23 protein-coding genes and 1 tRNA gene are annotated in these 26,970 nt (G+C 60.9%); 6 read left to right on the forward strand and 18 right to left on the reverse strand.

Annotated elements, in window-relative coordinates; all coding sequences use genetic code 11:
• Nucleotides 1–213 precede the first annotated feature (213 nt).
• Nucleotides 214–289: transfer RNA gene (locus AC19YX_RS11695), tRNA-Thr, on the forward strand.
• 335 nt (nt 290–624) lie between these two features.
• Here AC19YX_RS11695 and AC19YX_RS11700 read toward each other — a convergent pair.
• The 5 genes from AC19YX_RS11700 to AC19YX_RS11720 form a co-directional block, all read right to left on the reverse strand.
• Complete coding sequence (locus AC19YX_RS11700; RefSeq protein WP_500606299.1) at nt 625–1,392, reverse strand: amino acid ABC transporter ATP-binding protein; 768 nt, start codon at nt 1,390–1,392, stop codon at nt 625–627.
• Nucleotides 1,389–2,048, reverse strand: a complete 660-nt coding sequence (locus AC19YX_RS11705) for an amino acid ABC transporter permease (protein WP_201129015.1) — start codon at nt 2,046–2,048, stop codon at nt 1,389–1,391. The genes AC19YX_RS11700 and AC19YX_RS11705 overlap by 4 nt, the downstream gene beginning before the upstream one ends.
• 9 nt (nt 2,049–2,057) lie before the next feature.
• Nucleotides 2,058–2,705, reverse strand: a complete 648-nt coding sequence (locus AC19YX_RS11710; RefSeq protein WP_078469335.1) for an amino acid ABC transporter permease — start codon at nt 2,703–2,705, stop codon at nt 2,058–2,060.
• Between the two features lie 63 nt (nt 2,706–2,768).
• Complete coding sequence (locus AC19YX_RS11715; protein ID WP_201129011.1) at nt 2,769–3,557, reverse strand: ABC transporter substrate-binding protein; 789 nt, start codon at nt 3,555–3,557, stop codon at nt 2,769–2,771.
• A 260-nt stretch (nt 3,558–3,817) separates the two neighbouring features.
• On the reverse strand, nt 3,818–6,865 hold the full coding sequence (locus AC19YX_RS11720) for an aminotransferase class III-fold pyridoxal phosphate-dependent enzyme (protein ID WP_500606300.1): 3,048 nt from the start codon (nt 6,863–6,865) through the stop codon (nt 3,818–3,820).
• Between the two features lie 140 nt (nt 6,866–7,005).
• On the opposite strand from AC19YX_RS11720, the gene AC19YX_RS11725 reads away from it, so the two are divergent.
• The 4 genes from AC19YX_RS11725 (at nt 7,006) to AC19YX_RS11740 (ending at nt 11,625) form a co-directional block, all read left to right on the forward strand.
• Nucleotides 7,006–7,443 carry an Lrp/AsnC family transcriptional regulator gene (locus tag AC19YX_RS11725; protein ID WP_020299869.1) on the forward strand — a complete coding sequence of 146 codons (438 nt, stop codon included), beginning with the start codon at nt 7,006–7,008 and terminating at the stop codon, nt 7,441–7,443.
• A gap of 210 nt (nt 7,444–7,653) precedes the next feature.
• On the forward strand, nt 7,654–8,154 hold the full coding sequence (locus AC19YX_RS11730) for a sigma-70 family RNA polymerase sigma factor (protein WP_078469332.1): 501 nt from the start codon (nt 7,654–7,656) through the stop codon (nt 8,152–8,154).
• On the forward strand, nt 8,154–9,101 hold the full coding sequence (locus tag AC19YX_RS11735) for a FecR domain-containing protein (protein WP_500606301.1): 948 nt from the start codon (nt 8,154–8,156) through the stop codon (nt 9,099–9,101). The genes AC19YX_RS11730 and AC19YX_RS11735 overlap by 1 nt, the downstream gene beginning before the upstream one ends.
• Before the next feature lie 112 nt (nt 9,102–9,213).
• A complete protein-coding gene (locus AC19YX_RS11740) occupies nt 9,214–11,625 on the forward strand; it encodes a TonB-dependent siderophore receptor (RefSeq protein ID WP_421547684.1) in 2,412 nt (803 codons plus the stop codon).
• 128 nt (nt 11,626–11,753) lie between these two features.
• Here AC19YX_RS11740 and AC19YX_RS11745 read toward each other — a convergent pair whose 3' ends face one another.
• From AC19YX_RS11745 to AC19YX_RS11805, 13 genes are all read right to left on the reverse strand, one after another.
• Entirely contained in the window at nt 11,754–12,068 is a 315-nt protein-coding gene (locus AC19YX_RS11745) for a type II toxin-antitoxin system RelE/ParE family toxin (RefSeq protein ID WP_078469329.1), read from the reverse strand.
• On the reverse strand, nt 12,068–12,346 hold the full coding sequence (locus tag AC19YX_RS11750; protein WP_078469328.1) for a ribbon-helix-helix domain-containing protein: 279 nt from the start codon (nt 12,344–12,346) through the stop codon (nt 12,068–12,070). Before AC19YX_RS11750 ends, AC19YX_RS11745 begins: the two co-directional genes overlap by 1 nt.
• A gap of 154 nt (nt 12,347–12,500) precedes the next feature.
• On the reverse strand, nt 12,501–14,318 hold the full coding sequence (locus AC19YX_RS11755) for a glycosyl hydrolase family 28 protein (RefSeq protein WP_078469687.1): 1,818 nt from the start codon (nt 14,316–14,318) through the stop codon (nt 12,501–12,503).
• Nucleotides 14,319–14,372: 54 nt separating this feature from the next.
• Nucleotides 14,373–14,741 (reverse strand): 5-carboxymethyl-2-hydroxymuconate Delta-isomerase, encoded by a 369-nt coding sequence (locus AC19YX_RS11760; RefSeq protein WP_421547688.1) that lies wholly within the window; start codon nt 14,739–14,741, stop codon nt 14,373–14,375.
• A gap of 30 nt (nt 14,742–14,771) precedes the next feature.
• Nucleotides 14,772–16,385, reverse strand: coding sequence for a methyl-accepting chemotaxis protein (locus AC19YX_RS11765; protein ID WP_500606302.1), 1,614 nt, complete (start codon nt 16,383–16,385; stop codon nt 14,772–14,774).
• Nucleotides 16,386–16,470: 85 nt separating this feature from the next.
• Complete coding sequence (gene kdgD / locus AC19YX_RS11770) at nt 16,471–17,382, reverse strand: 5-dehydro-4-deoxyglucarate dehydratase (RefSeq protein ID WP_078469325.1); 912 nt, start codon at nt 17,380–17,382, stop codon at nt 16,471–16,473.
• A gap of 217 nt (nt 17,383–17,599) precedes the next feature.
• Complete coding sequence (locus tag AC19YX_RS11775) at nt 17,600–18,376, reverse strand: ABC transporter ATP-binding protein (protein ID WP_043230485.1); 777 nt, start codon at nt 18,374–18,376, stop codon at nt 17,600–17,602.
• A 10-nt stretch (nt 18,377–18,386) separates the two neighbouring features.
• Complete coding sequence (locus AC19YX_RS11780; protein ID WP_078469324.1) at nt 18,387–19,226, reverse strand: ABC transporter ATP-binding protein; 840 nt, start codon at nt 19,224–19,226, stop codon at nt 18,387–18,389.
• Between the two features lie 11 nt (nt 19,227–19,237).
• The gene (locus AC19YX_RS11785) at nt 19,238–20,155 is read right to left on the reverse strand and encodes an ABC transporter permease (protein WP_020299860.1); all 918 of its coding nucleotides are present in this window, start codon (nt 20,153–20,155) and stop codon (nt 19,238–19,240) included.
• A 62-nt stretch (nt 20,156–20,217) separates the two neighbouring features.
• Nucleotides 20,218–21,828 carry an ABC transporter substrate-binding protein gene (locus tag AC19YX_RS11790; protein WP_500606303.1) on the reverse strand — a complete coding sequence of 537 codons (1,611 nt, stop codon included), beginning with the start codon at nt 21,826–21,828 and terminating at the stop codon, nt 20,218–20,220.
• A 50-nt stretch (nt 21,829–21,878) separates the two neighbouring features.
• Nucleotides 21,879–22,916 (reverse strand): ABC transporter permease, encoded by a 1,038-nt coding sequence (locus AC19YX_RS11795; RefSeq protein WP_078469322.1) that lies wholly within the window; start codon nt 22,914–22,916, stop codon nt 21,879–21,881.
• Between the two features lie 64 nt (nt 22,917–22,980).
• Nucleotides 22,981–24,591 (reverse strand): ABC transporter substrate-binding protein, encoded by a 1,611-nt coding sequence (locus AC19YX_RS11800; protein WP_201129004.1) that lies wholly within the window; start codon nt 24,589–24,591, stop codon nt 22,981–22,983.
• Nucleotides 24,592–24,666: 75 nt separating this feature from the next.
• Nucleotides 24,667–25,821, reverse strand: a complete 1,155-nt coding sequence (locus tag AC19YX_RS11805) for a mandelate racemase family protein (protein ID WP_078469320.1) — start codon at nt 25,819–25,821, stop codon at nt 24,667–24,669.
• 358 nt (nt 25,822–26,179) lie between these two features.
• Between AC19YX_RS11805 and AC19YX_RS11810 the strand changes: the two genes are divergently transcribed.
• Nucleotides 26,180–26,905, forward strand: a complete 726-nt coding sequence (locus AC19YX_RS11810; protein WP_078469319.1) for an oligogalacturonate-specific porin KdgM family protein — start codon at nt 26,180–26,182, stop codon at nt 26,903–26,905.
• Nucleotides 26,906–26,970: the final 65 nt, after the last annotated feature.

A 26,970-nucleotide genomic window follows, 5' to 3' on the forward strand; every position in this document is an offset into this window, starting at 1 on the left:
TTTCCTGAGATCCATGACCATTGGGGCTATTCCTGATAAACGGGGACAAAACGCAAACACGCCACCTTGGACACACCCTCAGCCACACCGGACACACTCGCGCCCACGGCTTCCCAACCAAGCGCCAACCGCGCACCAGAGGCCTGCGCAAAAATAGTCAGTTTTCAGGGGTTTACAGACGCCCGCCAATCGCTATAATCGTCGCCCTAACACGCCGGTATAGCTCAGTTGGTAGAGCAACTGACTTGTAATCAGTAGGTCCCGGGTTCGACTCCTGGTGCCGGCACCATATAGAACAACGAAAAAGGCTCACCGAAAGGTGGGCCTTTTTTGTTTTTCATCCCTGAAAGTCAAAACTTTCCCTGTTCGCTCCCCGTTTCTCGATTGGATGTCGCGGGTGGAGTGCGTGTCTGGTGCCTGCATGGTGGAGTTGCTGACGGTTCTTCTGGCTCTGGCCATGCGACTTGGGCGGGCGCCGGGCGGCGCTGGAAGGCTGGGAGTTCTGGCCCGGATTTCGGCGGTGGCCGATTCCGAGGTTTTCACAGTAACCGCGTGGCTGGCCTGCCCGCAGCTTCTGCTTCAATTGCCCGATCGATACGCCACACCCCTTGTATCCGGCGCGACTTATCTATCGTGCAGATGCTTTTTCAAGAACGACCGGGTTCGTTCGTGAACAGGGTTTTTCAGGATCTCTCCCGGCGCGCCCTCCTCCACCACTACGCCACCGTCCATAAAGATGATCCGGTCTGCCACTTCGCCCGCAAAGCGCATTTCATGGGTGACGATCAACATGGTCATGTGCTCTGCAGCAAGTTGCTTCATGACCAAGTTGACCTCTTCGACAAGCTCGGGATCCAGCGCCGATGTGGCCTCATCGAACAGCATGACTTTGGGTTGCATCGCCAGTGCCCGTGCAATGACAACGCGCTGCTTCTGCCCACCCGATAGCCGAGAGGGGTACTCATCGAACTTGTTGGCCAGTCCAACTTTTGACAAGTACTCCATCGCCAACTCACGCGATGCTTTTTTACTAAACCCTTTGAGCTTTATCGGACCCAGGGCAATGTTTTCATACACGGTCAGATGCGGGAACAGATTGAAGTGTTGAAACACCATGCCCATTTGCTGGCGCACTGCATTGATATGCAGTTCAAACGCGCGGCCTTTCAAGGGGCGATTGACCTGTTCACCCTCTAGCCAAATCTCACCGTCGTTCAGCACTTCAAGTTGATTGATTGAACGTAACAACGTGCTTTTGCCCGAGCCACTGGGGCCGATAATGGCGATGATTTGTCCGCGAGAGACGGAAAGATCGATGCCTTTGAGAACTTCAATGGCGCCATAGGACTTGCGAGCGCCTTTAACCTCAATCATGGACTTTTCTGTGATCATCGTGACATCTCTACCTTATTTTCGAGAAGGTGCAGACCGGCTTCCAGAACAAGATTGACCGCATAATAAATAACCCCAACGGTCAGATAAAACTCAAAGGGGCTGTATGTCTCGCTGACTGCACGCTGAGCGCTATAGACCAACTCTGCAATACCGATGATGGACACCAGGGAGGTGTCCTTTAACAGCACGATCAGGTTGTTTCCAAGGGGCGCAATGGTGCTGCGAAGTGCTTGCGGCACAATCACGTAACGCTGGGTCTGACCGCGGCTGAGGCCAATGGACCTGGCGCCTTCAATCTGGCCAGGGTCCACGGACATTACCCCGGCACGAATCACGTCAGCATTGTAGACAGCGAAGTGCAGGCTCAGGCCTATGATGCCTGCCACCAAGGCCGGGATATCGATCCCCACTTGCACCAGACCGTAATAAATCACGTACAACTGTAGAAGGAGCGGCGTGCCCATCAGCAGCCAGGTGATAAAGCGCACCGGAAGAGCAGCGACCCTGGGCGCATAAAGAACGATAAGGGCAAAGACCACTCCCAACATCAGGCTTAACACGCTGGAGCTTAGAAACAATACAACGGTCCACCACAAGCCTGTCGCCAGCAGTTCAGAGTAGGGTGCAACTATGCTTAGATCGAGGCTTTGCATTGAAGAGTCTCACCTTGCCGCGAAGCGATTATCGAGGTAGTCAACAATCAATCTGACCGTGTAGACCATCGCAATATAAAGAACTGCCGACACCGCAAAAATTTCAAAAGGTTTGTAGGTTGAGCTGATAAAGCGCTGCGCGGTATAGGAGAGTTCAACCACGGATATGGTTGACACTAATGCGGAGCCTTTTATAAGCGCGACTGCATTAACGCCCAGCGGCCTTATCATCAACTTTGCCGTTTGAGGCAAGGTGACCAGCCATAAGGTCTGGCCTTTGCCGAAGCCGATCGAACGCGCAGCTTCTACCTGACCCGGATCGACGTTGACGATGGCACCTCGAATCGATTCCGCCATGTACGCCGCGATGTTCAGGCCCAGGCCGATCACCCCCGCCGAAAACGGCTCCAATTCGAGTCCGATCTGGGGTCCGCCAAAGTAGATGATGAACAGCTGAACCAGGCAGGGCGTCCCGCGAAAGATGCTTATGTAGACTCTTGCCAGGCATCGAGCTATGAAAACGCCGGACAACCTCATGGCCACCAGCACGATTGCGATCAGGAACCCCAATAGAAGTGCAAGTACGGAGATTTGCACCGTAGTCCAGGCCGCTTCCAGAAAGAATGGGAGTGTGCGCTGTATGAGTGTCAGATCCATGGGAACGCTCGGAAAAGTCAGGTTGACTGACCCGCGAATAAGCCGGGCCAGACTGAAGATGAATCAGCGGATATCTTTGCCAATCCACTTCATCGAGATCTTTTCGTAGCTGCCATCGGCGAGCATGTCGTCAAGCGCCTTCTGTACTGTCGCCTTGAGCTCGGGGTTATTTTTGCGTAGCGCAATGCCCATGCCTTCAATGCCGCCATCGCTTTCCGGAGGCGTGATGATGCGCACTTTCTGCCCTGTTTCCTTGACCGCGACCAGCACTGGAACGCTGTCCATCACCAGCGCGTTGATACGCCCGGCTTCCAGGTCGACCAGCATTTCCGGAAGGCCTTTATAGGTTCTCACCTTCAGGTTGCCGCGCGCCCTGGCCCATTTGTCGTGAGCGTCCCCCAGCGTGACGCCAACAGTTACATCTTTCAGATCATCCAGGCTTTGGATCGCCGAATCCTCCTTCACCACGATCGTGCGGCCGGCGTGGTAGTAGGGCCCCGCGAAATCCACTGCCCTCAGGCGCTCCGGGGTGATGGTCATGGAGGCGATGATGGCGTCATATTTTTTTGCCAGGAGGCCGGCAATTATTCCGTCGAACGGGGTGGTGATGATCGTCACTTTCACGCCCATCCGCTCAGCCAGGGCCTCACTGATGGAGGCGTCGAATCCGACAATCTGGTTCTGCTCGTTGGCAAAGCTGAAGGGGGAATATTGACCGCTCATTGCAATGCGAATCTCTTTGGATTCCTGGATCGACTTCAAGTCGTCCGCGTGAGCAGCGGTGAAGGAAAGTAGCGCTGCGGCCGCCACGGTGGATGCGACAATCAGACCCTTGAGCGTTCTGGTTAGCATTGGATGGCACCTCTGAAGAATTATTATTTATTTTTTTGGGGCTCTTCACCCAGCCTTCAGGAAAAGCTTTGCATAGGCAATTGTGGAAAGCACCAGGCAAGGTGTCAGCCTGCCGGACACATTGCCGGAGTTGGCCGACACTATGCCGGCCAGGCACGGCGCTTGTCCTGCGTGCTGCGCCAAAGCGCGAACAGCGTGCGACAAAACCCAGCAGGCCATTCCACCTCCGCCTCTTGCCACACGCCCACCGGCTCCACGACTTACTGGAGCGCAGCCTTGAAGCTTTCGTCCAGGACCTCAAGCAAAAAGTCCGCATTTTTCTGACTGAAAATCATCGATGGGCGCATTTTCAGCACGTTGTCATGGGGGCCTTCAGTGCCGATCAAAATGCCTCGCTCCCGGGCACCATCGGCGACTTTCCTCGCCAGTTGCGTGGCTGGAAATTTGCTTTTTCGATCCGTGACAAGCTCAATCCCCAGGAACAGCCCCAGGCCGCGTACGTCGCCAATGGCGTCGTATCGCTGTTGCAGTTTGCGAAAGCCATCGAGCAAATAATTGCCAACTGTCAGGGCGTTGAGTTTCAAGTTATCGCGCTCAATCACATCGAGCACGCTGAGCCCTACGGCACATGAAACCGGGCTGCCGGCAAAGGTATTGAAGTACTCCATGCCGTTGTTGAAGCTGTCTGCAATCTCGCGTGTGGTGACCACCGCCGACATGGGGTGCCCATTGCCAATGGGTTTGCCCATGGACACTGCATCGGGCACGACGCCTTGGGTTTCAAAGGCCCACCAGTGGCTGCCCACTCGACCAAAGCCAACCTGGACTTCGTCAGCCAGGCAAAGACCGCCTTCTGCACGAACCATTGCATAGACTTCTTTCAAGTAGTTTTCCGGGAAGAACAGTTGCCCGGCGACACTGGGGATGGACTCTGCCAGAAAGAACGCCGGGGACCTGCCCTGCTTGCGCATGGTCTCGATCTGCTGCGCCACACTTTCAGCGAAACGCTTGCCAAGCTCCTCGAACGGCCAGTGTTCGACGCCACGGTAGGTGTCAGGGACAGTCGCCTCAAACACATGCTCTGCACGGCCTTTACCGGCTTTGCGTTTGTATTTGTAGGGGCTGAGATCAATCAGCTCCTGTGTGGTGCCGTGGTAAGCCCAGTCCAGCACGATGGCATCGTTGCGGCCCGTGTGATTGCGCGCCATGCGCAGCATGAGGCTGTTTGCTTCACTTCCGGAACACCCGAAGGAGGCAACTGCCAAGCCTTCAGGCAGGGTCGCGGTGAGCCGCTCGGCGTACTCCACAATGGTGTCGTGGAGGTAACGCGTGTTGGTATTCAGTTGCGCAGCCTGACGCGAAAGCGCCTGCACCACATCGGGATGAGAGTGGCCGAGATGGCAGACATTGTTGAAGCAATCCAGATACGCCCGGCCAAAGTTGTCGATCAACCAGACCCCATCACCGCGCACGAACTTGATCGGGTCCGAATAGGAAATCGACAAGTTGGGAAGCAACAATTCCTTACGCTTCGCCACGATTTCGGCCTTGGTCCGTCCCTCCTGGCTGTAGGTTTCCGGAGGAATGCCGGCCAGAACCGATGCATCGGGAAAAACGTCGGCCCATACATCAAGGTAAGCCCGCTCGCCTACGCCAATGAACTCGCTCGCCTTGAGCTGGGTGTCGGTGGACATCTGGAAATGCACATGGGGGATCCAGCCGCCATTCTCCGTATCCGCCCCCATGAATCCAACCAGCGCACCGGCCTCAAGACGGTCCCCGGGTTTCAGGCGCGCCATGGCTTCGTGCGCCATGTGCCCCCACAAGGTCAGGAACGGCGGACAGCCTTCAGGCGCGTGTTCGAGCATGATCAAACCGCCGTAGCCAAGCGGCTCAAGCTCGACCTCGACGCTTTGCACCACGCCGGCGACAGGGGTATACAGAGGCGTTCCAGCCGGCATGATCAAGTCGACACCGACGTGAATGATCCGCCGCTGACCTTCGATAAATCGCGATTCAAACGCCGTGTCGGTGTAGATGGTCCGCTCTTCGCCCCATGGCCCGATACCCAGCGGCACCTTGTGCTCGGCAGAGAAATCATTCCACCACTGGGTGGCCTCCGCTGGGCGCTGCTCGGCTGAAGCGATGGTCATCACGTGGGAGGCATCTGCGAACGGAACAATCACCTTGTTCAGGGTCGCCGCCGATGGGCGCACGATATCCGCGAATGACTGCCTGTTTTCGGCCACCCAGCGGCGAACCGCCCCAGCACCTTCGATCGCGTCAAACCCGCAGGCCTTGCGCAGGATCGCCGTTGCCAGTCGCGGGTTCATGCGGTCCATTTTTTCCAGCAGGCGCCAGGCCGGCGCTTCGCTGATGGCAAGGTAGGGATTGTCTTGGGTCCGGTCGTAGCGTGAGGCCGACAAGGTGACGCTTGTGACCAGGCGCATGGCAATGAGGGTGAAGAGGACGTCCAGCTCCTGCGCCTGAAGCGGGTATGTCTCATGGAAGCCGGCAGTGAGCGCGGCGGCCGCGCCGATCGGATCTTCCATGTCGAGAATGGAGTAGGCGCAGGTGATGGCTACTTCGGCAATCAGCACCGTATGGACCGCATCGCCAAAATCGATGATGCCGGAGACTGTCTGATGGTCCTGGGGATCGACGAGGACATTCCAGTCATTGCCATCGTTGTGAATGACCTGGGTGCGCAATCGCGAAAGCCTGGGTTGAACGGTGTTTTCGAACCGGTCAATGAAGCGTTCCAGAATGGCCCTTCTGCCAGGGTCTTCCACGAAATGCAGGCGTGATCTGGACCGTGCGGCGTGACGCAAGTCCCAGTCGAGATCACGTATCGCGCCCGGGTGCATGAAACCCTGAAGGGCCCGATCCATATCACCGAACGATCGACCCAGGCTGCGCATCAGCTCGAACGTGCGCGTGACCTCGGCCAGCGGTGTTCCGTGCAACCAACTGACCAGGCGCACCGCATGGGTTTCGCCAGAGGGTGCCACTGCCGAGGCCAGGAAATCCCCTGTGAGGCTTTTCTTGAGCAAGGGCACCGCAAGCTCGGGGCTGTTACTGGCGAGATGACTGAGAATGGCCGTCTGCAGTTCGCTTTCAACCCGTGGCTCGGTCGAATTGACGACTTTCAGAATCCACCCCGCATCGCTGCCTGTCTTCAACCGATAGTTGCGGTCTCGCTCACCGTCCAGAGGCGATGCCGTAGCAGTAACGTTGTAAAGCTGTTCAGCCAGCGCTTCGGCATCCCTCATCGAGAACTGAGGGGCGGGGTGGGAAAGGTTCGTCATAGTAATTGTTTTCCAAGCCATTTTTTTCAGATAGCTTGGCATGCGAAATAGGGGAGGACAGTAAGTATGCGGTCGGCTTTGGCCTGCATATTGTCGGAATCGACCGGCACAAATTCGGTAGCACAACGGGGGGAGTTCTCATGCGCGACCTGGACACGAAAGATCGCGAAATACTCGAAATTCTGTCCAAAGAGGCGCGCATTGCGCTGAAGGCTCTGGCAGCCAGAATCGGGCTTTCAAGAAGCGCTACCAGCGAGCGGGTGATCAACCTTGAACGCAATGGCGTGATCAGAGGCTACCGAGCGGATATCGGCGAAATCGATGCCAATGTGATTCGCGCCATCCTCCTTGTGAGTCTCAAACGCACCCCTGCCATGGGCCTGCTGGACCTGTTGGCGCAGAACTCCCAGGTGCGGCGCATTTCTTCGGTCAGTGGCCAGCTCGACCTGGTGATTGAGGTCGAATCACGCACCATCGATGACCTGAATCGAGTCAGGGATGCCGTAGCCAGTCACGAGTCCGTTGAGGACATCACCACCGCGGTCGTTCTGCGGCGCGATATTGATCGCCAGTCCTGACTCACGGCAAAAGCCGCAACCGCGCTTTTTCGAACGCCACCGCAGCCCGCCAACACCGCCTTCACATGATGAGCGCCGGGCACGTCGCCGCCACGTGCCCTGAGCTGGCGTTGGTCCACCCATCGTCGGCTGCCCGAACGCCCCCTTGCATAAATACCCTCCCATCACGACAATGCGAGCGATTACCATTTACGCACTGGTGAAACCCTCATGTCGGCGCTTGATCATTCAGCTCTTCATCGGCTGTACAGCGAACACAACAGTTGGCTGAAAAGCTGGCTGCGCGTACGGCTGGGCAATGCTGCCGATGCTTCGGACCTGGCGCAGGACACCTTCCTGCGGGTGATGACGGCCCGCAACGACGCGCCGATCCGCGAGCCGCGCAGTTACCTCAGCGCCATTGCCCGTTCGCTGCTGATCGACAAGTCCCGTCGCCGCACCATTGAGCAGGCGTATCTGTACGCACTGGCCCAGAGGCCGGAGCCGGTTGACGTGTCGCCGGAGGTTCGCCTGTCGATCATCGAGATGCTGGTGGCGGTTGATAGCCTGCTCGATGAACTGGGCACCCGTACCCGGGAGATTTTCCTCGCGGTGCAGCTTGAGGGGCTGACCTACATTGCCGCCGCTGAGCGTTTTGGGGTGTCGGTGACCACGGTCAAAAATCACCTGATACGTGCCATGACCCGCTGCCTGCTGCTGGTCGAAAACTGATGCCTGCTGCCCCGGACCTCAAGACCCTTGAAGCCGCCGCCACCTGGTATGTGCAGCTCAATGACGGCACGGTCAACGAGGCACGAACCCGGGCCTGGCAGCTCTGGTTGCAATCCAGCCCGCAGCACGCGGCGGCTTGGGCGCGCGTCGAAACACTGCAACAGCAATGGTCGATGATGCCCAGACAGGCAGCACTCTCCAGCCTTGGTGCGGCCGGGGCGCAGCGCCGGGACGTGTTGAAAATGCTCGGCATGTTGCTGGCCGTCGGCGGGTGCAGCTGGCTGGCAGTCGAACAGGTGCCGTATCGCTCGATGCTCGCTCAGCAACGCACCGGCCTGGGTGAGCGTCGTTCGCTGCGCCTGGACGATGGCTCGCAGCTGGAGCTGAACGCCGACACTGCAATCGATATCCGCTTCGACCCAGAGCAGCGGTTGATCCAGCTGCACCGTGGCGAAATCCTGGTGCAGACCGCCAAGGACCCCGCCCAACGGCCCTTTATCGTGCAGACCGCTGAAGGTCGCATCCGCGCACTTGGCACCCAGTTCAGCGTGCGCCAACTGGACGAGCAGACGCGAGTCGGCGTATTGCAGGCGGCGGTGGAAGTGGGGCCGCGTCAGCATGTCGAGCGCGCTCTGCGCCTGGAGGCTGGGCAGCAGGTCACGTTCGATCGTGATCACGTCCAGGCGCCTGACCTTTTACCCCCGGCCTCCACCGCCTGGGTCCAGGGCATGCTGAGCGTGAACGACTGGCGCCTGGGGGATTTTATCCAGGAGCTGAGCCGCTATCGCCCGGGCGTATTGCGCTGCGCGGCATCGGTTCAGGGCCTGCGCATTTCCGGAGCCTTCCGCATCGACGACACCGATACCGTGCTGCAAAACCTGAGCAAGACCCTGCCGGTAAAAGTGCGCTACCTGACCCGTTACTGGGCCAGTATCGAGCCGGCCTGAGAGCCATTTGAAAATATCCGGCGGGCGACCTTGCTGATTTCGATTCTCATCCGTCCATGACACAAGCCGCGATTACAGCGCCTTTCTGCCATGACAACGGAAGGATCATTTAATGTCCCAGTTTCCCCTCTACGCCCGGACCTCGCTGCCTCGCGCAGTGCGCCTGGCCCTCTTTGGCCTGAGCTTCGCGAGCCTGTCCGGACTGGCGCTGACGCCTGTTCCCGCCCTGGCCCAGAGCCAGGCCGCGTACCAGATCGCCGCCGGCCCGCTGGGTGAGGCCCTGACTCAATTTGGCGTGCAGGCAGGGGTGACCATTTCCTTCGACACCGAACAGGCCCGCCACCTCAACACCGCCGGCCTCAAAGGCTCGTACAGCGTCGACGACGGTCTGCAGCGCCTGCTTGCCAACAGCGGATTGCAGGCCCAACGGCAGAGCAACGGCGGCTATGTGCTGGTCGCGATCAAGACCGAGGGCGCTCTGGAGCTGGGCTCCACCGAGGTTATCGCCAACCAGTTGGGCACCGTGACCGAAGGCACCGGGTCCTACACCCCGGGCACCATCGCCACCGCCACGCGCCTGGTGTTGACCCCACGGGAAACCCCGCAATCGATTTCGGTGGTGACCCGCCAGGTCATGGATGATTTCGGGCTCAATGCCATTGATGACGTGATGCGCCACACCCCGGGCATCACCGTCTCGACCTACGACTCCGAGCGCACCAACTACTATTCCCGCGGTTTCTCCATCGTCAACTTTCAGTACGATGGCATTCCAACCCTGCGTGACACCCAGTACTCGGCGGGCCAGACCCTCACCGACATGGCCATTTATGACCGCGTCGAAGTGCTCAAGGGCGCCACCGGCTTGCTCACCGGCGCGGGTGGCGCCGGCGGCACCATCAACCTGATTCGCAAGAAGCCGACCGCCGAGTTCCAGGGCAACATCGAACTCGGTGCCGGCACCTGGGACAACTACCGCACCCAGATCGACGTCAGCGGTCCCTTGACCGAAACCGGTAACGTACGCGGCCGGGCAGTGGCGGCCTACCAGGACAAGAAATCCTTCCTCGACCACTACTCACGCAAGACCGGCGTGTACTACGGCATCCTCGAAGTCGACCTGGACGAAGACACCCTGCTGACCCTGGGCGCCGACTATCAGGACAGCGATCCGAAAGGCTCCAGCTGGACCGGCTCCCGCACCGTCTACGATGCCGTTGGCAATCGCCTGGACCTGCCGCGCTCATTCAACAACGGCCCGAAATGGAGCTCATGGGCCCAATACAGCCGCACCGCCTTCGCCACCCTCGAACACAGCTTTGCCAACGGCTGGGTGACCAAGGGCCAGTACAACCATCAGATCAACGGCTACGACTCGCCTCTGGGCTACATTTCCCAGGACAGCGCCACCGAAAGTTCGATCTGGGCGCAGAAGTACACCGGCGAAACCACCGCCGACAGCCTGGATGTCTATGCCTCGGGGCCCTTCGAATTGCTCGGCCGCGAGCACCAGTTGGTGGTAGGCCAGTCGCTGTCCATTTCCAAGTGGAAGGGCAAGGACTACGGCAGGCCGACCTTCATCGACAACGCCTACGACTTCTACCAATGGCACGGCGAAGCCATCGAACCCCTGTGGAACCAGCCGACCAAGATCAATGACCTGACCACACGCCAGACCGGCTCATACATCACCGGGCGCTTCAGCCTGATGGATGAGCTGCACCTGTTGCTCGGCGCGCGGATCGCCAACTACCAGGTCACCGGCACACGTGACAGCCAGGAAAGCGGCAAGGTGATCCCCTATGCCGGCCTGGTGTACGACCTCAACGACAACTTCTCCACCTATGCCAGCTACACCGAGATCTTCCAGCCCCATACCGAATACGAGGACCGTAACGGCAAGATGCTGGAGCCCAACGAAGGCAAGAACTATGAGTTTGGCCTCAAGGGCGAGTTCTTCGACGGCCGCCTGAATACCAGCCTCGCCTATTTCGAAGTGCATGAAAAAAATCGACCGCTGGCCGACACGCTGTTCAACTCGATTCCGGGCAACGACCGCGCCTATGTGGGCACCGAGACCAAGACCAAAGGCTATGAAGCGGAAATCTCCGGCGAACTCAACCCCGGTTGGCAGTTGCAGGCGGGCTACACCCACAAGATCGCCCGCGACGCCGAGAACGAAAAGGTCTCGACCTGGGAGCCGGAAGACCAGGTCAGCTTCTACACCAGCTACAAGCTCAAGGGCAGCCTGGACAAACTCACCCTCGGCGGCGGCGCACGCTGGCAGAGCGCTGGCTGGCAGACGCTCTACAACAGCGGCAAGCGACGCTCCGAAGAGTTCACCCAGGACCCGTACTGGCTGGTGGACCTGATGGCCCGCTACCAGCTCACGGAAAACCTGTCGGCGACCCTCAACGTCAACAACCTGTTCGACAAGGTGTACTACACCAACATCGGCTTCTACACCTCGGCCTACTACGGCGACCCGCGCAATGTGATGGTCACTACCCGCTGGGATTTCTAAGGGCCGCGATGGGCCAGGCAGTGGGTTGAGCATTGCCTGGCCGCATCACAAATCGGCTATCCAAGCTCTTGTTTCTGGGTCAAGGCAGTAGTGGGTAGTCGTTGCGGGGCTTAATCTTGCAGGCTGCTCTATTCATCCACATTCCCTTGCAACGCCGTCTCGAAGTCTTGCCCACCATAAAAAATCCCCAGGATGAAAACCTTCTCCTCATCCACCGTAAAGGCAATCACTGCCCGCTTGCGGTAGTGGGTGATACGCAGGCCTGGGCGTATATCCTCGCGCAAGTTTCCTCGCCGCGGGAACGTACGTAATTTTTCACAATGGCTAACGATAGCGTCGGTGTAGCGCAGGGCAATCTGCGGCGAAGCCTCGGCGGCAAGGTAACCATAGAGTGCTGCCAACTGCTCCAGGGACTGCGGGGCGAACTGCACGGTGTAGGTCATTACGGTTTAGCAAGGGTGGCCTGATGCTCGGCCAGTAAACGAGCGCGTACTTGCTCAACGCTGAGTGCACTTTCAGGGTCAGCTTTCAAAGCGTCATAAGCCGGACCAACCTGGCCAACCAACCAGTTATCCAAGGCGCGGTCGCGAGCCAGCAGCGCCCGCAGGCCGTCCCGAATCACTTCGCTTTCAGTGGCGTATTCACCTGAGGCCACCTTGGCCTTGACCACATCGGCCATCTGGCTGGGCAGCGTGATACTAAATTGTTGAGTGGTGCGCATGATGAGGTTTCCGGATGGAATAGGATTTAATCCTACTAGATCCTGAAAACATGCACACGACCGTTCGGACCAATTGCCACGTGGCTTTTCACTGAAGTAGCAGCACAAAAAACCGCCTTCACAGGCGGTTTTTTATGGGTGGGTGATTTGAGCCCTACAACGGCGCAGGCTCCACATCCTTGAAGGTCAAGCCCGGGCTGTCGCTGATTTGCCAAGGGTTGGCGCCACCGGTCTGGGTGAAGCGCAGGGTGTCGAAGCGGGAGTCCTTGAGGCCGTCGATCTTGGCTTTGGCGGTGCCGCTGAAGCGTACGCGCTCGAAGGTCAGGCCTTGGTGGTAGGCGTTGTTCTTGCCTTCACCCTTGACTTCGATGGCGGCCAGTTTGGCGTTCTCGACGCTGACGTCGCTGACCCGAATGTCTTTGAACTGCCCGGGCACGGTGGATTTGGTGTAGTCGAGTTTGGCGTTGGGGTCGTTGTAGTCGAGGGTGAAGATAAAGGCTTGCTTGACCGTGTTGCGGATCGCCGAATCGCGGAAGACCACGTTGCGCGCGCCACCGTCCATGAAGTTGGTGCTCTTCATGCGCAGGCCGGCATCGGTGCCGTCGGAGACGTTGTCTTCAGCCAGGATGTTCTGGATCCAGGCACCGGTATGGCTGCCGGCGACCACCATGCCGTGGCCCTTGCGGAAGAAGTTGTTGAAGATCCACGCATCTTCCTGGGGCTTTTGCTTCACCGCTTCGGCCCCGGTGCCTGCGGCGAAGTTGACGCAGTCATCGCCGGTGTCGAAGAAGTTGTTGAACACCATCGCCCCCTTGCTGTTGGCGAATTCGATGCCGTCGCCGTTATTGGCGTCGTAGGTCTTGTGGGTGGTGTTGGCCATGACCACGTTTTCGGTTTCCAGGTTCATGATCCCGTGGTACGCCGGGTTGAGCACGGTGAAGCCGCCGTAGAACACGTTCTTCACGTTGCGCAGGGTGATCAGCGACGAGCGCATCTGGCCGTAGGCGTCCTTGACGTTCAGGCCCCGGGCCACGGCTTGCTCGACCTGGGCCTTGGCCAGGATGCCGTCCTGCATGTAGCGGGTGTTGTCGCTGGGCAGGTAGAACGGCAGCGGCCGGCCCAGTTCGTCCTTGACGTCGGCCTGGCGCTTCCAGCCGTTGCCGTCGATGGTGCCCTTGCCGACGATGCGGATGTTTTCGAAGGTCTGGTGCTGTTTCGGATCACGCGGCAAGGCATTGATCAGCGAGGCCGGGCGCACGGTGGTCGAGTACGGATACTGGATGTAACCCGCCAGCGGATAGTCTTCGGCGCGCTCGGAGCCGAGCAGGGTCGCGCCCTCGGCGATTTCCAGGGTCATGTTGCTCTTGAGGTAGAGCGCGCCGCTTTTGTAGGTGCCCTTGGGCAGCAGCACTTTGCAGCCGGCCGTGCAGGCGTCGATGGCGTTCTGGATTGCCAGGGTGTCGAGGCTGCTGCCATCGCCCTTGGCGCCGTATTTTTTGACATCAAACAGGGCCGGGACTTGGCTGGTGCGCTGCACCACGGCCGGGCTGTCGGCGGACTCCTTGCCATGGCCGTCGACCGAACGCACGGTGAAACGGTACTGGGTGTCGGGCTTCAGGCCCTGGGCGGTGAAGCTGTGGATGGCGATGCGGTAGTGGAAGTTGGCCGGGTCCTGCTCGTAGAAGCGGTCGATGTAGGGCTTGGCCGGCGATACGCTGTCGTTGTTGCCATTGGCGCTGCCCAGCAGGGTGCCATTGACGTAGACCCGGTAATCCTTGATCGCGGCGTGGTCCGCGGGCTTTTCCCAGACCAGGATGATCTGCTGGTCATCAAAGGCCAGGGTCGGCACTTGCACCTTGCTCGGTGCTTGCAGGGCCCACAGCGGCAGGCTGCAGCCCAGCGTGAGGGCAGCGACGACAGCGCGTGCCAGGGGGCGTTTGGGCAGAGCGACAGCAGGGTTTTGATACGGCATGTTGTTTTCCTTGTTTTTGCCAGTCATCACACCGGGGTGGCTGAACCTGTCGGCTCAGGCCGAACGCCCGGCTTCTTCGAGGTATTGGCTGCGGTTGACGAACGTCTCGCGCGGCATTTCCCTCACATCCATGGACAGCGCCTCGACCTCGGGCAGCAAGGCTACCAGGGCGGCCAGGGTCGCCGAGGCGAGGCTGCGTTGTTGCTCGGCGCTGCGCCCGGCGAACAGGTACAGCGCCACGTGCACGAAGTCGTCCTGGGTCGCGCCGCAGCGGTAATGGCTGAAGCCGTTGAGGCGCACCTTGATGTCCCCCGGCTTGAATACGCCGAAGGCATCGAGGGCGTCATGCACGGCGGCCAGCAGCGTCTGCTCGCCGACGCGCTGGGCCAGGGCAACCGGGCAATCGATGATGCAATGGGGCATGGCGGATCTCCTTTCAGTAGTCAGGGGGTGTCAAAGCCGAAAGCGCGCCACGGATTCGCGCAGTTCATCTGCCAGGCGTTCCAGGGAATGCACGTTGCCGTGGGCCGCGCGCACCGACGCCGCCGAGTCTTCGACGCGGTTGGCGATGCTCTCGATGTTCTGCGCCACGCTGGCGCTGGCCTGGCTTTGTTCGGCGGTGGAGCTGGCCACTTCGCGCACCTGGACCAGGGTCAGCGAGGCCCCGCGATTGATCTCGCGCAGGGCGTTGGCGGCCTGCTCGGCCAGGGCCACGCCAATCGCCACCTGGGGCGTGACGGCGGTCATGCCCTCGACCACCGAGCCGGTGTCGACCTGGATCGAATTGATCATGCGGGTGATGTCCTGGGTCGCCAGCGCGGTGCGCTGGGCCAGGTGCCGCACTTCATCGGCCACCACCGCAAAGCCCCGGCCCTGCTCCCCGGCCCGCGCCGCCTCGATGGCGGCATTCAGCGCCAGCAGGTTGGTCTGGCTGGCGATGTCGCTGATGGCGCTGGCGATGCCGTCGATCTCATGGGTGCGCTTGACCAGCCCGGCGATGCGCACCGAGGCGTCCTCGACCTGGGCCGACACTTGCTGGATCGCCCCCGCCGCCTGGTGCACCAGTTGCTCGCCGTCGGCCGCCAGTTGCGCCGAGCGCGCGGAGTTGGCTTCGGTCTCGCGGGCACTCGAGGAAATATGATCGATGGTGACCGACATCTGCTCGATGGCCGCCGCCGTGGCGGTGGTGGCTTCCGAGGTCTGCTGGGAGGCGCTGTCGATCTGGCGCATCTGCCCGGTCAGGCCACTGGCCGCTTCGCCCAGCAGGCCGGAGCCGTTGTGGATGCCGACGATCATTTCCCGCAGGCTGGTCTGCATGGTCGCCACCGCCGCCAGCAGGCTCTGCGGGCCGAAGCGCCCGCTGACCGCGCGGCTCAGGTCACCGGCCGCGATCGCCCGCGCCACCTCGGTGGCATAGGTCGGCTCGCCGCCAAGGCTGCGATAAATGCCTCGGGACATGCTCAAGGCCAACGCCGTGGTCACCAGCACCACCAATAGGCCGACCCCGAGAAACTGCCAGGCCAGGCGCCAGAATGCGGCATCGATGTCGTCGACAAAAATGCCGAAACCCACCAGCCAGTTCCAGCCGTCGATTTTGATGATGCCGTTGATTTTTGGCACCGCTTGTTCGGCGCCCGGGTATTTCGCCAGGTCGTCGAAGTAGGCGAACCGGGTGTTTTTCAAACCGTCCAGATAGCCCTGCCACTTGGTTCTACCGTCGGCCAGAGTCACGCCGACGTCGACCTTGCCGATCACCTCGGGGTTGGGATGGACCAGGCCCAGGGCGTCCACGGTGCGGGCCCAGAGGTAGGTCTTCTTGCCATCGCGCAGGCTCGAAAGGGCTTCGATGGCCTTGGCCTGCGCGGCGTCGCGGCTGAGGATGCCGCGTTGTTCCTGCTCCTGGTAATACGCCACTTGCTGCGCGGCCAGATTGAGCACGGTGTAGATTTCGCTGCGTTTGTTTTCCAGCATGTTCGAGCGCAGGGCGCTCAAGCCGAACCCGGCAATCAACAGCAGGCCGAGCACGGTGCAGATGACCATAAGCGTGAGTCGATGATGCAGCTTCATAACGCGTCCCTGTTGCGTTGTACCCGGCTCACCCGGTGCTTGATCGAGGTCCTGCGGCGCCCCGACAGCGCCGCAGGCAACCGCCTTACTGGGCGCCGAGTTTCTGGATCAGCGCGCCCAGTTGCTCCACTTCGTCCGGCAGCAGGTCGGTCAGCGGTGCGCGCACCGGGCCCGCGTCATGCCCGACCAGGCGTGCGCCGGCCTTGACGATGCTCACGCCATAGCCTTCGCAACGGTTGCGAATGGCCAGGTACGGCAGGAAGAAATCATCGATCAGGCGGCCCACGGTTTGGTGGTCGTCAGCGGCTACCGCCTTGTAGAAGTCCATGGCGGTTTTCGGGATGAAGTTGAACACCGCCGAGGAATACACCGGCACGCCCAGGGCCTTGTAGGCCGCGGCATAGACCTCTGCGGTCGGCAGGCCGCCAAGGTAGGTCAGGCGCTCGCCCAGGCGGCGACGGATCGAGACCATCGACTCGACTTCGCCGATACCGTCCTTGAAACCGATCAGGTTCGGGCAACGCTCTGCGAGGATTTCCAGGCTTTCGGCGTTGAGCCGGCACAGGTTGCGGTTGTAGACCACGACACCGAAGTCCACCGAGTTGCAGACCTGCTCAACGTGAGCCACCAGGCCCTTCTGGCTGGCTTCGGTGAGGTAGTGCGGCATCAGCAGGATGCCGGCCGCGCCCAGGCGCTCGGCTTCCTGGGCATAGGCGATGGCTTGGCGAGTCGGGCCGCCGGCGCCGGCGAGGATCGGCACCTGGCCTCTGCAGGTGTCGACTGCGGTTTTGATGATCTGGGTGTACTCGGTGGGTTCCAGGGAGAAGAACTCACCGGTGCCGCCCGCGGCGAACAGAGCACTGGCACCGTACGGGGCCAGCCACTCCAGGCGGCGGGCGTAGGTGTCGGCGCGGAAGTCGCCTTTCGCGTCGAAGTCAGTGATGGGGAACGACAGCAAGCCGGAAGACAGGACGGATTTTAGTTCTTGTGGAGTCATGGTTCGCAAACCTCGAGCCGGAAAGTGAATGAAATACCTTAAGAGGTACGTCATCGTACAACTAAAATTTGAAAAGGGCCACGACAAAAACGTCCTGGCTGTGTAACTGCAAGTAAAAACCCCGTAGACAAAGGGCCTTACCCCGTAAAACCCATGGGATAGCGGAGCAGAGCCCTTTTATAGTTGTACGATAACAATAACGCTGCCAGCGCCCTCCTCAACCGGCGAGTTGCCGTTCGGATTCGCGGCTGAAATCGCGACTGGCCTGCACCAGCATCCGCGTATAGGCATGGCTTGCCAGGTCCTGGCTCAGGGCCTGGCTGTCGAGCAGTTCGACGATCTTGCCCTGCTGCATCACCGCCACCCGATCACACAGGTGGGTCACCACCCCCAGGTCGTGGGTCACCATCAGGTAAGTGAGTTTCTCGCGCTGACGCAGGTCCGCCAGCAGGTTGAGGATTTCTGCCTGCACCGACACATCCAGGGCCGAGGTTGGCTCATCCAGCAACAGCACCCGGGGTTCGAGAATCAGCGCCCGGGCAATCGCCACGCGCTGGCGCTGGCCACCGGACAACTGGTGCGGATAGCGATAGCGAAAGCTTTCGTTGAGGCCGACCTTGAGCAGAATTTCGTTGATCCGGTCGTCCTTGTCGGCGATGCCATGGATGATCAGCGGCTCACGCAGCGCGGTGTCGATGGTGTGGCGCGGGTGCAGGGAACCGTAGGGGTCCTGGAACACCATCTGCACCTTGCGAAAGTGCTCCTTGGGGATCTTGTGCTGCAACGGCGCGCCGGCAATGCTCAGCTCGCCGCTCCAGTGCCGGTACTGACCGGCCAGGCAGCGCAGGACGGTGGTCTTGCCGGAGCCGGACTCCCCCACCAGGCCGAAGGATTCACCATCGGCGACGCTGAGGTTGACGTCATGCAGCACCTGGTTGAGGGCCGGGCCGGCGCCAAAACTGAGGTTCAGCGAATGGGCTTGGATCATGGGCATGGTCGGTTCCTCAAGAAGTCAGCCAGAGCGGATCGCGCTGCAGCACCGGCAGGCGCTCGCGGCGGTTGTCCATGCTCGGCAGGGCAGCCAGCAGGCCACGGGTATAGGGATGCTCGGCGTACTGCAGGTCGCAGGCCGCCAGGGACTCGACCACGCGCCCGGCGTACATCACCAGCACCCGGTCACAGTAATTGCGCACCAGGTTCAGGTCGTGGCTGACGAAAATCAGCCCCAGCTCCTGCTGCTCCACCAGCTCTTCGAGCACGCTGAGCACCTGCTGGCGCACCGAGACATCGAGGGCCGAGGTCGGCTCGTCGGCGATGATCACCTCGGGCCGGGTGATGACCATCATCGCGATCATGATGCGCTGCCCCATGCCGCCGGAGACTTCATGGGGGTACAGGTTGTAGACCCGCTTCGGGTCGCGGATATGGACCTTTTCCAGCATCTCCATCACCCGCTCGCGAGCATCGCTGCGGCTGGCCTTGTGGTGGGCCAGGTAGGCCTCGGCAATCTGGTCGCCGACCTTGACCACCGGGTTGAGCGAGTATTTGGGGTCTTGCATGATCATCGAGATGCGCTGGCCGCGGATCTTCTGCATGGCCTTTTCACTGGCCGAAAGCAGGTCGACATCGCCAAAGCGCAGGGTCTGGGCGGTGATTTTGGCGCTTGCCGGGTGCAGCTTGAGCAGGCTGCGGCCGACGGTGGATTTACCCGAGCCGGACTCGCCGACGATGGCCAGTTTTTCCCGGCCCAGGGTGAAGGACACATCACGCACGGCGTGCATTTCTTTCTTGCCACTGACGAAGCGCACATTGAGCCCTTCGACGTTCAGTTTGATGTCGGACATGGAGCCTCCGGTTACTCGCTACGCGGATCGAGGATGTCCCGCAGGCCATCGCCCAACAGGTTGAATGCCAGGCTGACCAGCATGATCGCCGCACCCGGTACAGCCACCAGCCACCAGCACTCGAGCATGTAGCGCCGACCCGTGGAAATCATCGCGCCCCACTCCGGCGACGGCGCCTGGGCACCCAAGCCGAGAAAGCCCAGGGCGGCGGCGGTCAGGATGATCCCGGCCATGTTCATGGTCAGGCGGATGATCACCGACGACATGCACATCGGCACGATGTGCCGCAGGATGATGCGCGACGACGAAGCGCCTTGCAGCTCCACCGCCACCACAAAATCGGCGTTGCGCAGGGACAGGGTTTCCGCCCGCGCCAGGCGTGCAATCGGTGGCCAGGAGGTCAGGGCAATCGCCACCACCGCATGCTCCAGGCCAGGGCCCAGGGCGGCGATAAAGGCCAGCGCCAGCACCAGGCTGGGGAAGGAAATGAAGATGTCGGTCAGGCGCATGAACACCGTGTCCACCACGCCGCCGTAGTAGCCCGAGACGGTGCCGATAAACAGCCCGATCGGGCCGACGATCACAGTCACCAGGGTGATGATGTACAGCGTGATGCGCGAGCCATAGACCAGCCGGCTGAAGATATCCCGACCGTACTCATCGGTGCCGAACCAGTGGGCGGCGCCCGGTGCCTGCAGGGCGCTGGCCAGGTTCTGCGCGACCGGGTCATGGGTGGCGATCCAGGGGGCGAAGGCCGCGACCACGATCAGCAGCAGGGCGACCAGCAAACCGGCCAGGGTCATGGGGTTGCGCAGCAGGTGGCGCAGGACCCGCAGGCCGCTTTTGCACAAGGCATCGAAGCTGGACCCGGGGGCTCGCTCGCTCTGGCGTTTGGCAGTGGAATCGGTAGAAGACATGTTGGCAATCATCGGCATGTTCTCGGTTCGAAATCAGGATCACCCGATGCGCCCGCAGGCGCCCCGGGTGGCACTCAGCGTTGCTTGTAGACACCCAGGTAACGGGTGGCTTCGGCGTCATCGCCGTCGAAGCCCTTGACGTCGGAAGCGCTGACCACGGTGTCGGTCATCTGGGAAATCATCATGATCGGGCCCACCTGCTGGTCGTAGAGCTTCTGCGCCTGGTGGTACAGGCTCAGGCGCTGGGCACCATCGCGCTCGATACCCACCTTGTCGATCAGGCTGTTGAGCTCCGGGCTGAAGAACGAGGCACGCCAGCCCTGGAAGTTGGGCAGGCCGGCGTCATCGCTGTTGTTGGGGTTGTAGGCAAAGGTGCGCAGGCTGAAATACGGGTGCGGGTAACGCTCGGCACCGCGGGCGACGATGATGTCGAAGTTGCGCGCGCGCATCGCGCCATACACCTGGTTGCCGGTGCCGGTGACGATGCTGGCCTTGATCCCGCCTTCGGCCAGGGTCGCCTGCAGGCGCGCGGCGATGTCGATGAAGGGCGGCTCGGACAAGGTGCGGATGGTGGTGCTGAAGCCTTCGGGGTAACCGGCTTCGGCCAGCAGTTTCTTGGCCTTGGCCACGTCCATGTGGTAACCCGGATCCGGCAGGCGTGCCTCCAGGCTCAGTTGCATCGGCTGCTGGTTGAGCTTGCCGTAGTAAGGCATCACCTGCTCGTCCAGGCCCTTGTAGTCGATCAGGTTGCGCACCGCTTCGCGCACCTTGGGCTTGGCGAACTCGGGCTGCTTCATGCTCATGGCCACGTAGTACATGGTGCCGCGCTGCAGGGACTGGACCTGGATTTTCTCCGAGCCATCGATGGCGCGGATATCCGGCGCGGCCATGCCATAGGCCAGGTCGAGGTCGCCGCGCTCAAGCATCAGGCGCAGCGATTGGGACTCGGTCATGTGCCGCACCACCACGCGCTTGAGCTTGGCCGCGCCATTCCAGTAACCGTCGAAACGGGTCAGCAGCAGCGAGTCGTTGGCACTCCATTTGGTGAGCACGAACGGGCCGCTGCCGGCCTCGTTGGTCACCAGCCAGCCGGCGCCTAGGTCGCCGTTTTTCTCGTGGGCCAGGGCAGTCTTGCGATCCACCACCACGGCGCTTGGGGAAATCGCCAGGGAGTCGATCAGCAACAGTGGGTCCATGACTTGCGGCAGGTCGATGACCAGGGTGTGGGCATCGCTGGCACGGATCAGCGACTGAATATTGTCGACGCTGTAGCCGTAGGCCTTCCAGGTGGTGGCCAGGCCGAAGTTGAGCTTCATCACCCGGTACAGCGACCAGGCCACGTCTTCAGCGGTCAACGGGTTGCCGGAGTGGAACTTCACGTCCTGGCGCAGGTGGAACGTCACCTGCTTGCCGTCTTCGCTGATGTCCCAGCGCTCGGCCAGTTGAGGCAGGTGTTTTTCCGGGTTGCCGTGGTCGCGCTTGACCAGGGTGTCGTAGAGGTTGGCGTTGACCCCCGAGGCATCCAGGCCCGGGGCATTGGCCGGGTCGATGGAGAACAGGTTGACCATGCTCATGCCGACGATCAGTTGGTCGTTCGGCGTCTTGGCGTTCACCGCGGCCATCGGCCCCAGGGCCAGGACCGCCGCCAGCAGGCCCAGGTGCAGTTTGGAAAATGCAGTTTTCATTCAAGGATCCTTCTTCTTATATTTTTATCGGTTCGCAACGGCAAAACGGCTCAGCGGGTACGCGGGTCGAACACCTTGTACAAGGCGTCGCTGATCAGGTTCAGGGCGACGAAGATCAGGCCGATCACCAGCACACAGCCCATCACCGCGTTCATGTCGCCGAGCATCAGGCTGCTGGTCAGGTACTGGCCGAAACCGGGCCAGGCAAACACGGTCTCGATCAGCACCGCGCCTTCGAGGAGCGAGCCGTAGGCCAGCGCGACCACCGTCAGCAGTTGCACGAGAATGTTGCGAAAGGCATGGCCCCAGACCACCTGGCGGCGGGACAACCCCTTGACCCGGGCGGTGATGATGTATTCCTGGGACAGCTGCTCAAGCATGAAACTGCGGGTCATGCGGCTGATGTAGGCCACCGAGTTCAGACCCAGGATCAGCGACGGCAGGATGATATGGCGCAGGGCGCTGGCAAAGGCGTCCCAGTCCCGGGCCAGGGTCGAGTCGATCAGCAGCAGGCCGGTCACTTCCGGCACCATGCCGTCGTAGGCCAGGTCGATGCGTCCGGCGCCGCCGGCCCACCCGAGCCAGGCGTAGAACACCAGCAGGCCCATCATGCCCAGCCAGAAAATCGGTGTGGAGTAACCGAACAGGGTGATGACCCGGGCGATATGGTCCCCCAGGCGCCCCTGGTTGCTGGCGGCGCACACACCCAGCGGCAGGCCGATCAGGACCCCGAACAGAATCGCCAGGGTCGCCAGTTCGATGGTCGCCGGGAATACCCGCTTGATGTCTTCCAGCACCGGGTGGCCGGTCAACAGGGCGTTGCCGAAATCACCGTGGAGCAGGTCGTTGAGGTACAGCCCGAACTGGGTCCAGATCGGCTTGTCCAGGCCCATGGCCCGGTACACCTGGTCGTAGGTGGAACTGTCGGCGTCTGGCCCGACCACCGCCAGCACGGGATCCAGCGGCATGACCCGACCGATGATAAAGGTCAGCGCCAGCAGGCCGAGCAAGGTCACCAGGACCGTGCTGACACGCCGGGCGGTATTGGAAGCGCGAGCCCCCAACACGGAGGCAGTCGAAACAAACATAGTGAGCTCCTGATAAAACAGTCACCGGTACACCAAGGGCGCAGGGCCAGGCCCCGCGCCACACTCAGCGATTCTTGTAGACGTCTTTGTAGCGAGTGGTCGCGGCCGTGTGGCCTTGATAGTCGGCAACGTCGCCGTAGATCAGCACCGTATCGGTCATTTGCGAGACCGGCAGAATGGCGCCCACCTGCTGGTCGAGTTGCTCCTGGATCTGTCGGTACTGGGCCAGTTGTTTGCTGGCGTCAGGCTCGACCTCGGCGCTCTCGATCAGTTGGTTCAGCTCGGGGCTGTAGAACGAAGTGCGCCAGCCCTGGAAGTTGCTCAGCTTGGCTTCATCGCGGTTGTCCGGGTTGTACACCAGGGTCCGCAGGCTGGAATGCGGATGCCGCTCGGCACCGCCGCCGCCACGGCCGACGATGATGTCGAAGTTGCGCTCGCGCATCGCACCGTAGATCTGGTTACCGGTGCCGGTGATGATGCTGGCCTGGATCCCGGCCTGGGCCAGGGTCGATTGCAGGTTGGAGGCGATGTTGATGAAGGGCGGATCGGTCAGCACCCGGATGCTGGTCTTGAAGCCATTGGGGTAGCCGGCTTCGGCCAGGAGTTTTTTCGCTTCCTCGACATTCAGCCGGTAGCCCGGATCCGGCAGGCGCGCCGCCAGGCCCAGGGGCAACGGCCGCTGGTTGATCAGGCCGTAGTGCGGCATCACGGTCTGGTTGATGCCCTGGTAATCGATCAGCGAACGCACCGCCTTGCGCACCCGGGCATCGGCGAACATCGGCTGCTTCACGCTCAGGGCGACGTAGTACAGGGTGCCGCGCTGCAGGGTCTGGGTGCGCACCTTGTCACTGCCTTGCAGGGCTTCGATATCCGGTGCCGACATGCCCTTGGCGATGTCCAGGTCGCCGCGCTCGATCATCAGGCGCAGAGACTGGGACTCGGTCATGTTGCGCATGACGATGCGCTTGAGCTTGGCCGGTCCACCCCAGTAACCGTCGAAACGGCTCATGAGGATCACATCGTTGGCGCGCCAGTCATTGAGCACAAAGGCGCCACTGCCGGCGGCGTGGGTCACCAGCCAGGCGGCGCCCAGGTCGTTGTTCTTCTGGTGCTCCAGCACCTTCTTGCGGTCGAGGACAAACGCGCTGGGCGAGGTGGCCAGGGTGTTGAGCACCAGGAGCGGGTCGGTCGGCCGTGGCAGCTCGATGACAAAGGTAGTGGCGTCGGTGGCGCGCATGTACTGCTCGACGTTTTCCGCGCTGAAACCGTAGGCCTTCCAGGTCGAGGCCAGGGCCAGGTTGAGCTTGAGTACCCGCTGCAGGGACCAGGCGACGTCTTCGGCGCTCAGAGGGTTGCCAGACTGGAACTTGACCCCGGGACGCAGGGTGAAGGTCAGGGTCTTGCGGTCGTCGCTGACCTGCCAGCGTTCGGCCAGGGCCGGAACCAGGCGATCAGGCTGGGCCACATCCTGCACCAGCAGCATGTCGTAGAGGTTGGCGTTGATCTCCGAGACATCCAGCCCGGTGGCGGCGGCAGGGTCCAGGGACAACAGGTTGATCATGCTCATGCCGACAATCAGTTGATCGGCCGGGGTCTTGGCATAAGCGACAGGCAAGGTGGAGATCGCCAGAGTAGCCGCAAATACCCGCGCCCAAAGCGAGGGGAGAATGCTCATAGTGAGAGTGCCTTTCTTATATTTATTCAGGGCTCTCGGGCGACCCGGCCTGGACCGGGAAGCCCGCGTTACACATCAGAAACTGTTGAGCGTGTTGGTTTCGATGAACTCGAAGTCGATCTCTTCACCCAGGCCCGGCAGGTCGGACAAGTGGACGAAACCGTCGCTGTCCATCGGGTCGACCAGACGCTTGAGGTAAGCCGGGACTTCGTCGTAGTCCAGGTACGGGTGCAGCAGGCCGCGCTCGTACCAGGTGCAGTTCTTGATTGCCCCGACCACCGCCAGGTTGGCCGCGCCGTTGCCGTGGATCTCGCAATCCATGCCGAAGGATTCGGCCATGTGCGCCACCTTCAGGCAGGGGGCAATACCGCCGACACCGGCGACACCGGCGCGCAGGATGTCGCAGACATCGTTCTTCACCCAGCTGGCACGGCTCAGGTGCTTGCCGGCCAGGGTTTCCGGGCCGAGTACCGGAATATCCAGTTGCCCCGCCAACCAGGCGTAGGACTCGGCGGAGTCTTCCATCATCGGTTCTTCGAACCAGGCGAAGTCGAGCTTCTGCAATTCGCGACCAATGTAGAGAGCGTCGGTGCGGTTGTACCAGTGGTAGCCATCGAGCATCAGGGCGATGTCCGGGCCGACCGCTTCACGCACGGCGGCGCAGGCCTTGACGTCGATACGCGGGCTTGGCGCAAACGAGACCGGCGGCATCCAGGTGTGCAGCTTGATCGCCTTGTAGCCGCGCTGGACCAGGGTCTCGGCAAAACGGCCGTAGTCTTCCGGGGTCGCCAGGCCGCCTGGCAATTCATCGCCACACATGGTCGAGCCGTACGCCGGCACCTTGTCGCGGAAACCGCCGATGAGTTTGTGCACCGGCACGTTGAACTTGCGCCCGGCCCAGTCCCACAGCGCCTGTTCCACCAGGGCCAGGGCACGGTCGGTGAGTTGGCTGGCGCTGCCGCGCTGCCAGTGCACCAGGTCGTGCCAGATCTTTTCGCGATCGAGGGCGTTCTGCCCGATCAGCACCTTGCGCACAAAACCATCGAGCACATAAGGACGGATCAATTCAGGGGCGCCGAAGGCATAACCCTCATTGCCGTCTTCGGTCTGGATGCGCAGCAGGGCCATCTTGGCCTGGGCGACATCACCGGGGTGGGCGTGGCCCGCACTGTCGACAGCGCGACGGGTCGGGTAGGAAAAAACCTGGACGTTGACTGCTGTAATTCTCATGGACGTCTTTAGCCTGCTTATTAGATTTATGACAGGAATGTCGCCTGCTGAAAATGATCATACGTCATCGTACAACACTTGAAAAGACGAAAAATAACCTCCGAATTTCCGCGCATTTTACCCCGTAAGCCCCGCAAAAGCCCCTATTTAAAGATGACTTAAAGACAACATAGTGATCTCTAGAGCCCTATCTACAGGCTATATATGTAACAAGGTGTTACAAACAGGCCCATAACCCGTAGACACCCCAATAGTCGTACGATAACGTATATCGACACCAAGAAATGAGACCTCCGCAACACCTCTGCTGCCAGCCGCACTGTTCACAAACCCAACAAAAACAATAAAAGAAGACTCCATGAACATCACATTCCGTACCCTCGTTACGCTCGCCACACTCAGCCTGCCTTTCTGCGCCAGCGCCGATTCCGCCAACATCAACTACCGCCACCAGTTCACTGAAGACGACAGCGCCCACGCCGATCGGATCAAGCTCGGCTATCGCCTGGACAGTGGTCTGGGGTTTGAGGCGGAGATGAAATACCGCACGGCCGGCGATCGCGAAGATGTCGCCTACGACAACATGGTCAACAACGGTCACGAGTTCACCGTCAGCTACAACTACAAGCTGAGCCCGCAGTCGACCCTGACCCCGGCGTTCCAGATGGACAGCTCCAAGGACTCGACCAGCTACAAGTTCGGGCTCAAGTACAACTACAAGATCAACGATGCCTTCTACGTCGCCACGCGCTACCGGCTCGATGCCAAGAAGCTCGACCGCGATCAGATCAACGAAGACTTGCCTGATCGCGCCAAGGACAACCAGAACACCAACCGTTTCGAAGGCTGGCTGGGCTATACCCCGGCCAGCAAGTGGGCCTATGAGTACCAGTTCATCTATTTCAAGACCGACTACATCCGCTACGACAACAAGAAGAGCGACTACGAGCAGAACATGATCGTCAAATACAAACTCACCAAGGAGTGGGTTCCGTTCATCGAGATCGGCGACGTCAAAGTCAATTCCACCAGTGATGACCGTCAAGCCCGCTGGCGCTTCGGGATCCAGTACAACTTCATGTAACAGTCGAGCCGGCCTGGCGATCGCGCATCGTTCACCAGGCCTGGCCGCCCCCTCCCCCTTCGCAA

The organism is Pseudomonas sp. MF09150, from assembly GCF_059862355.1.

What these genes read in the sequence shown, in the direction of transcription:
- AC19YX_RS11700 (WP_500606299.1), bottom strand. Translation starts at nt 1,392, where the DNA reads ATGATCACAGAAAAGTCCATGATTGAGGTTAAAGGCGCTCGCAAGTCC.
- AC19YX_RS11705 (WP_201129015.1), bottom strand. Translation starts at nt 2,048, where the DNA reads ATGCAAAGCCTCGATCTAAGCATAGTTGCACCCTACTCTGAACTGCTG.
- AC19YX_RS11710 (WP_078469335.1), bottom strand. Translation starts at nt 2,705, where the DNA reads ATGGATCTGACACTCATACAGCGCACACTCCCATTCTTTCTGGAAGCG.
- AC19YX_RS11715 (WP_201129011.1), bottom strand. Translation starts at nt 3,557, where the DNA reads ATGCTAACCAGAACGCTCAAGGGTCTGATTGTCGCATCCACCGTGGCG.
- AC19YX_RS11720 (WP_500606300.1), bottom strand. Translation starts at nt 6,865, where the DNA reads ATGACGAACCTTTCCCACCCCGCCCCTCAGTTCTCGATGAGGGATGCC.
- AC19YX_RS11725 (WP_020299869.1), top strand. Translation starts at nt 7,006, where the DNA reads ATGCGCGACCTGGACACGAAAGATCGCGAAATACTCGAAATTCTGTCC.
- AC19YX_RS11730 (WP_078469332.1), top strand. Translation starts at nt 7,654, where the DNA reads ATGTCGGCGCTTGATCATTCAGCTCTTCATCGGCTGTACAGCGAACAC.
- AC19YX_RS11735 (WP_500606301.1), top strand. Translation starts at nt 8,154, where the DNA reads ATGCCTGCTGCCCCGGACCTCAAGACCCTTGAAGCCGCCGCCACCTGG.
- AC19YX_RS11740 (WP_421547684.1), top strand. Translation starts at nt 9,214, where the DNA reads ATGTCCCAGTTTCCCCTCTACGCCCGGACCTCGCTGCCTCGCGCAGTG.
- AC19YX_RS11745 (WP_078469329.1), bottom strand. Translation starts at nt 12,068, where the DNA reads ATGACCTACACCGTGCAGTTCGCCCCGCAGTCCCTGGAGCAGTTGGCA.
- AC19YX_RS11750 (WP_078469328.1), bottom strand. Translation starts at nt 12,346, where the DNA reads ATGCGCACCACTCAACAATTTAGTATCACGCTGCCCAGCCAGATGGCC.
- AC19YX_RS11755 (WP_078469687.1), bottom strand. Translation starts at nt 14,318, where the DNA reads ATGCCGTATCAAAACCCTGCTGTCGCTCTGCCCAAACGCCCCCTGGCA.
- AC19YX_RS11760 (WP_421547688.1), bottom strand. Translation starts at nt 14,741, where the DNA reads ATGCCCCATTGCATCATCGATTGCCCGGTTGCCCTGGCCCAGCGCGTC.
- AC19YX_RS11765 (WP_500606302.1), bottom strand. Translation starts at nt 16,385, where the DNA reads ATGAAGCTGCATCATCGACTCACGCTTATGGTCATCTGCACCGTGCTC.
- kdgD (WP_078469325.1), bottom strand. Translation starts at nt 17,382, where the DNA reads ATGACTCCACAAGAACTAAAATCCGTCCTGTCTTCCGGCTTGCTGTCG.
- AC19YX_RS11775 (WP_043230485.1), bottom strand. Translation starts at nt 18,376, where the DNA reads ATGCCCATGATCCAAGCCCATTCGCTGAACCTCAGTTTTGGCGCCGGC.
- AC19YX_RS11780 (WP_078469324.1), bottom strand. Translation starts at nt 19,226, where the DNA reads ATGTCCGACATCAAACTGAACGTCGAAGGGCTCAATGTGCGCTTCGTC.
- AC19YX_RS11785 (WP_020299860.1), bottom strand. Translation starts at nt 20,155, where the DNA reads ATGATTGCCAACATGTCTTCTACCGATTCCACTGCCAAACGCCAGAGC.
- AC19YX_RS11790 (WP_500606303.1), bottom strand. Translation starts at nt 21,828, where the DNA reads ATGAAAACTGCATTTTCCAAACTGCACCTGGGCCTGCTGGCGGCGGTC.
- AC19YX_RS11795 (WP_078469322.1), bottom strand. Translation starts at nt 22,916, where the DNA reads ATGTTTGTTTCGACTGCCTCCGTGTTGGGGGCTCGCGCTTCCAATACC.
- AC19YX_RS11800 (WP_201129004.1), bottom strand. Translation starts at nt 24,591, where the DNA reads ATGAGCATTCTCCCCTCGCTTTGGGCGCGGGTATTTGCGGCTACTCTG.
- AC19YX_RS11805 (WP_078469320.1), bottom strand. Translation starts at nt 25,821, where the DNA reads ATGAGAATTACAGCAGTCAACGTCCAGGTTTTTTCCTACCCGACCCGT.
- AC19YX_RS11810 (WP_078469319.1), top strand. Translation starts at nt 26,180, where the DNA reads ATGAACATCACATTCCGTACCCTCGTTACGCTCGCCACACTCAGCCTG.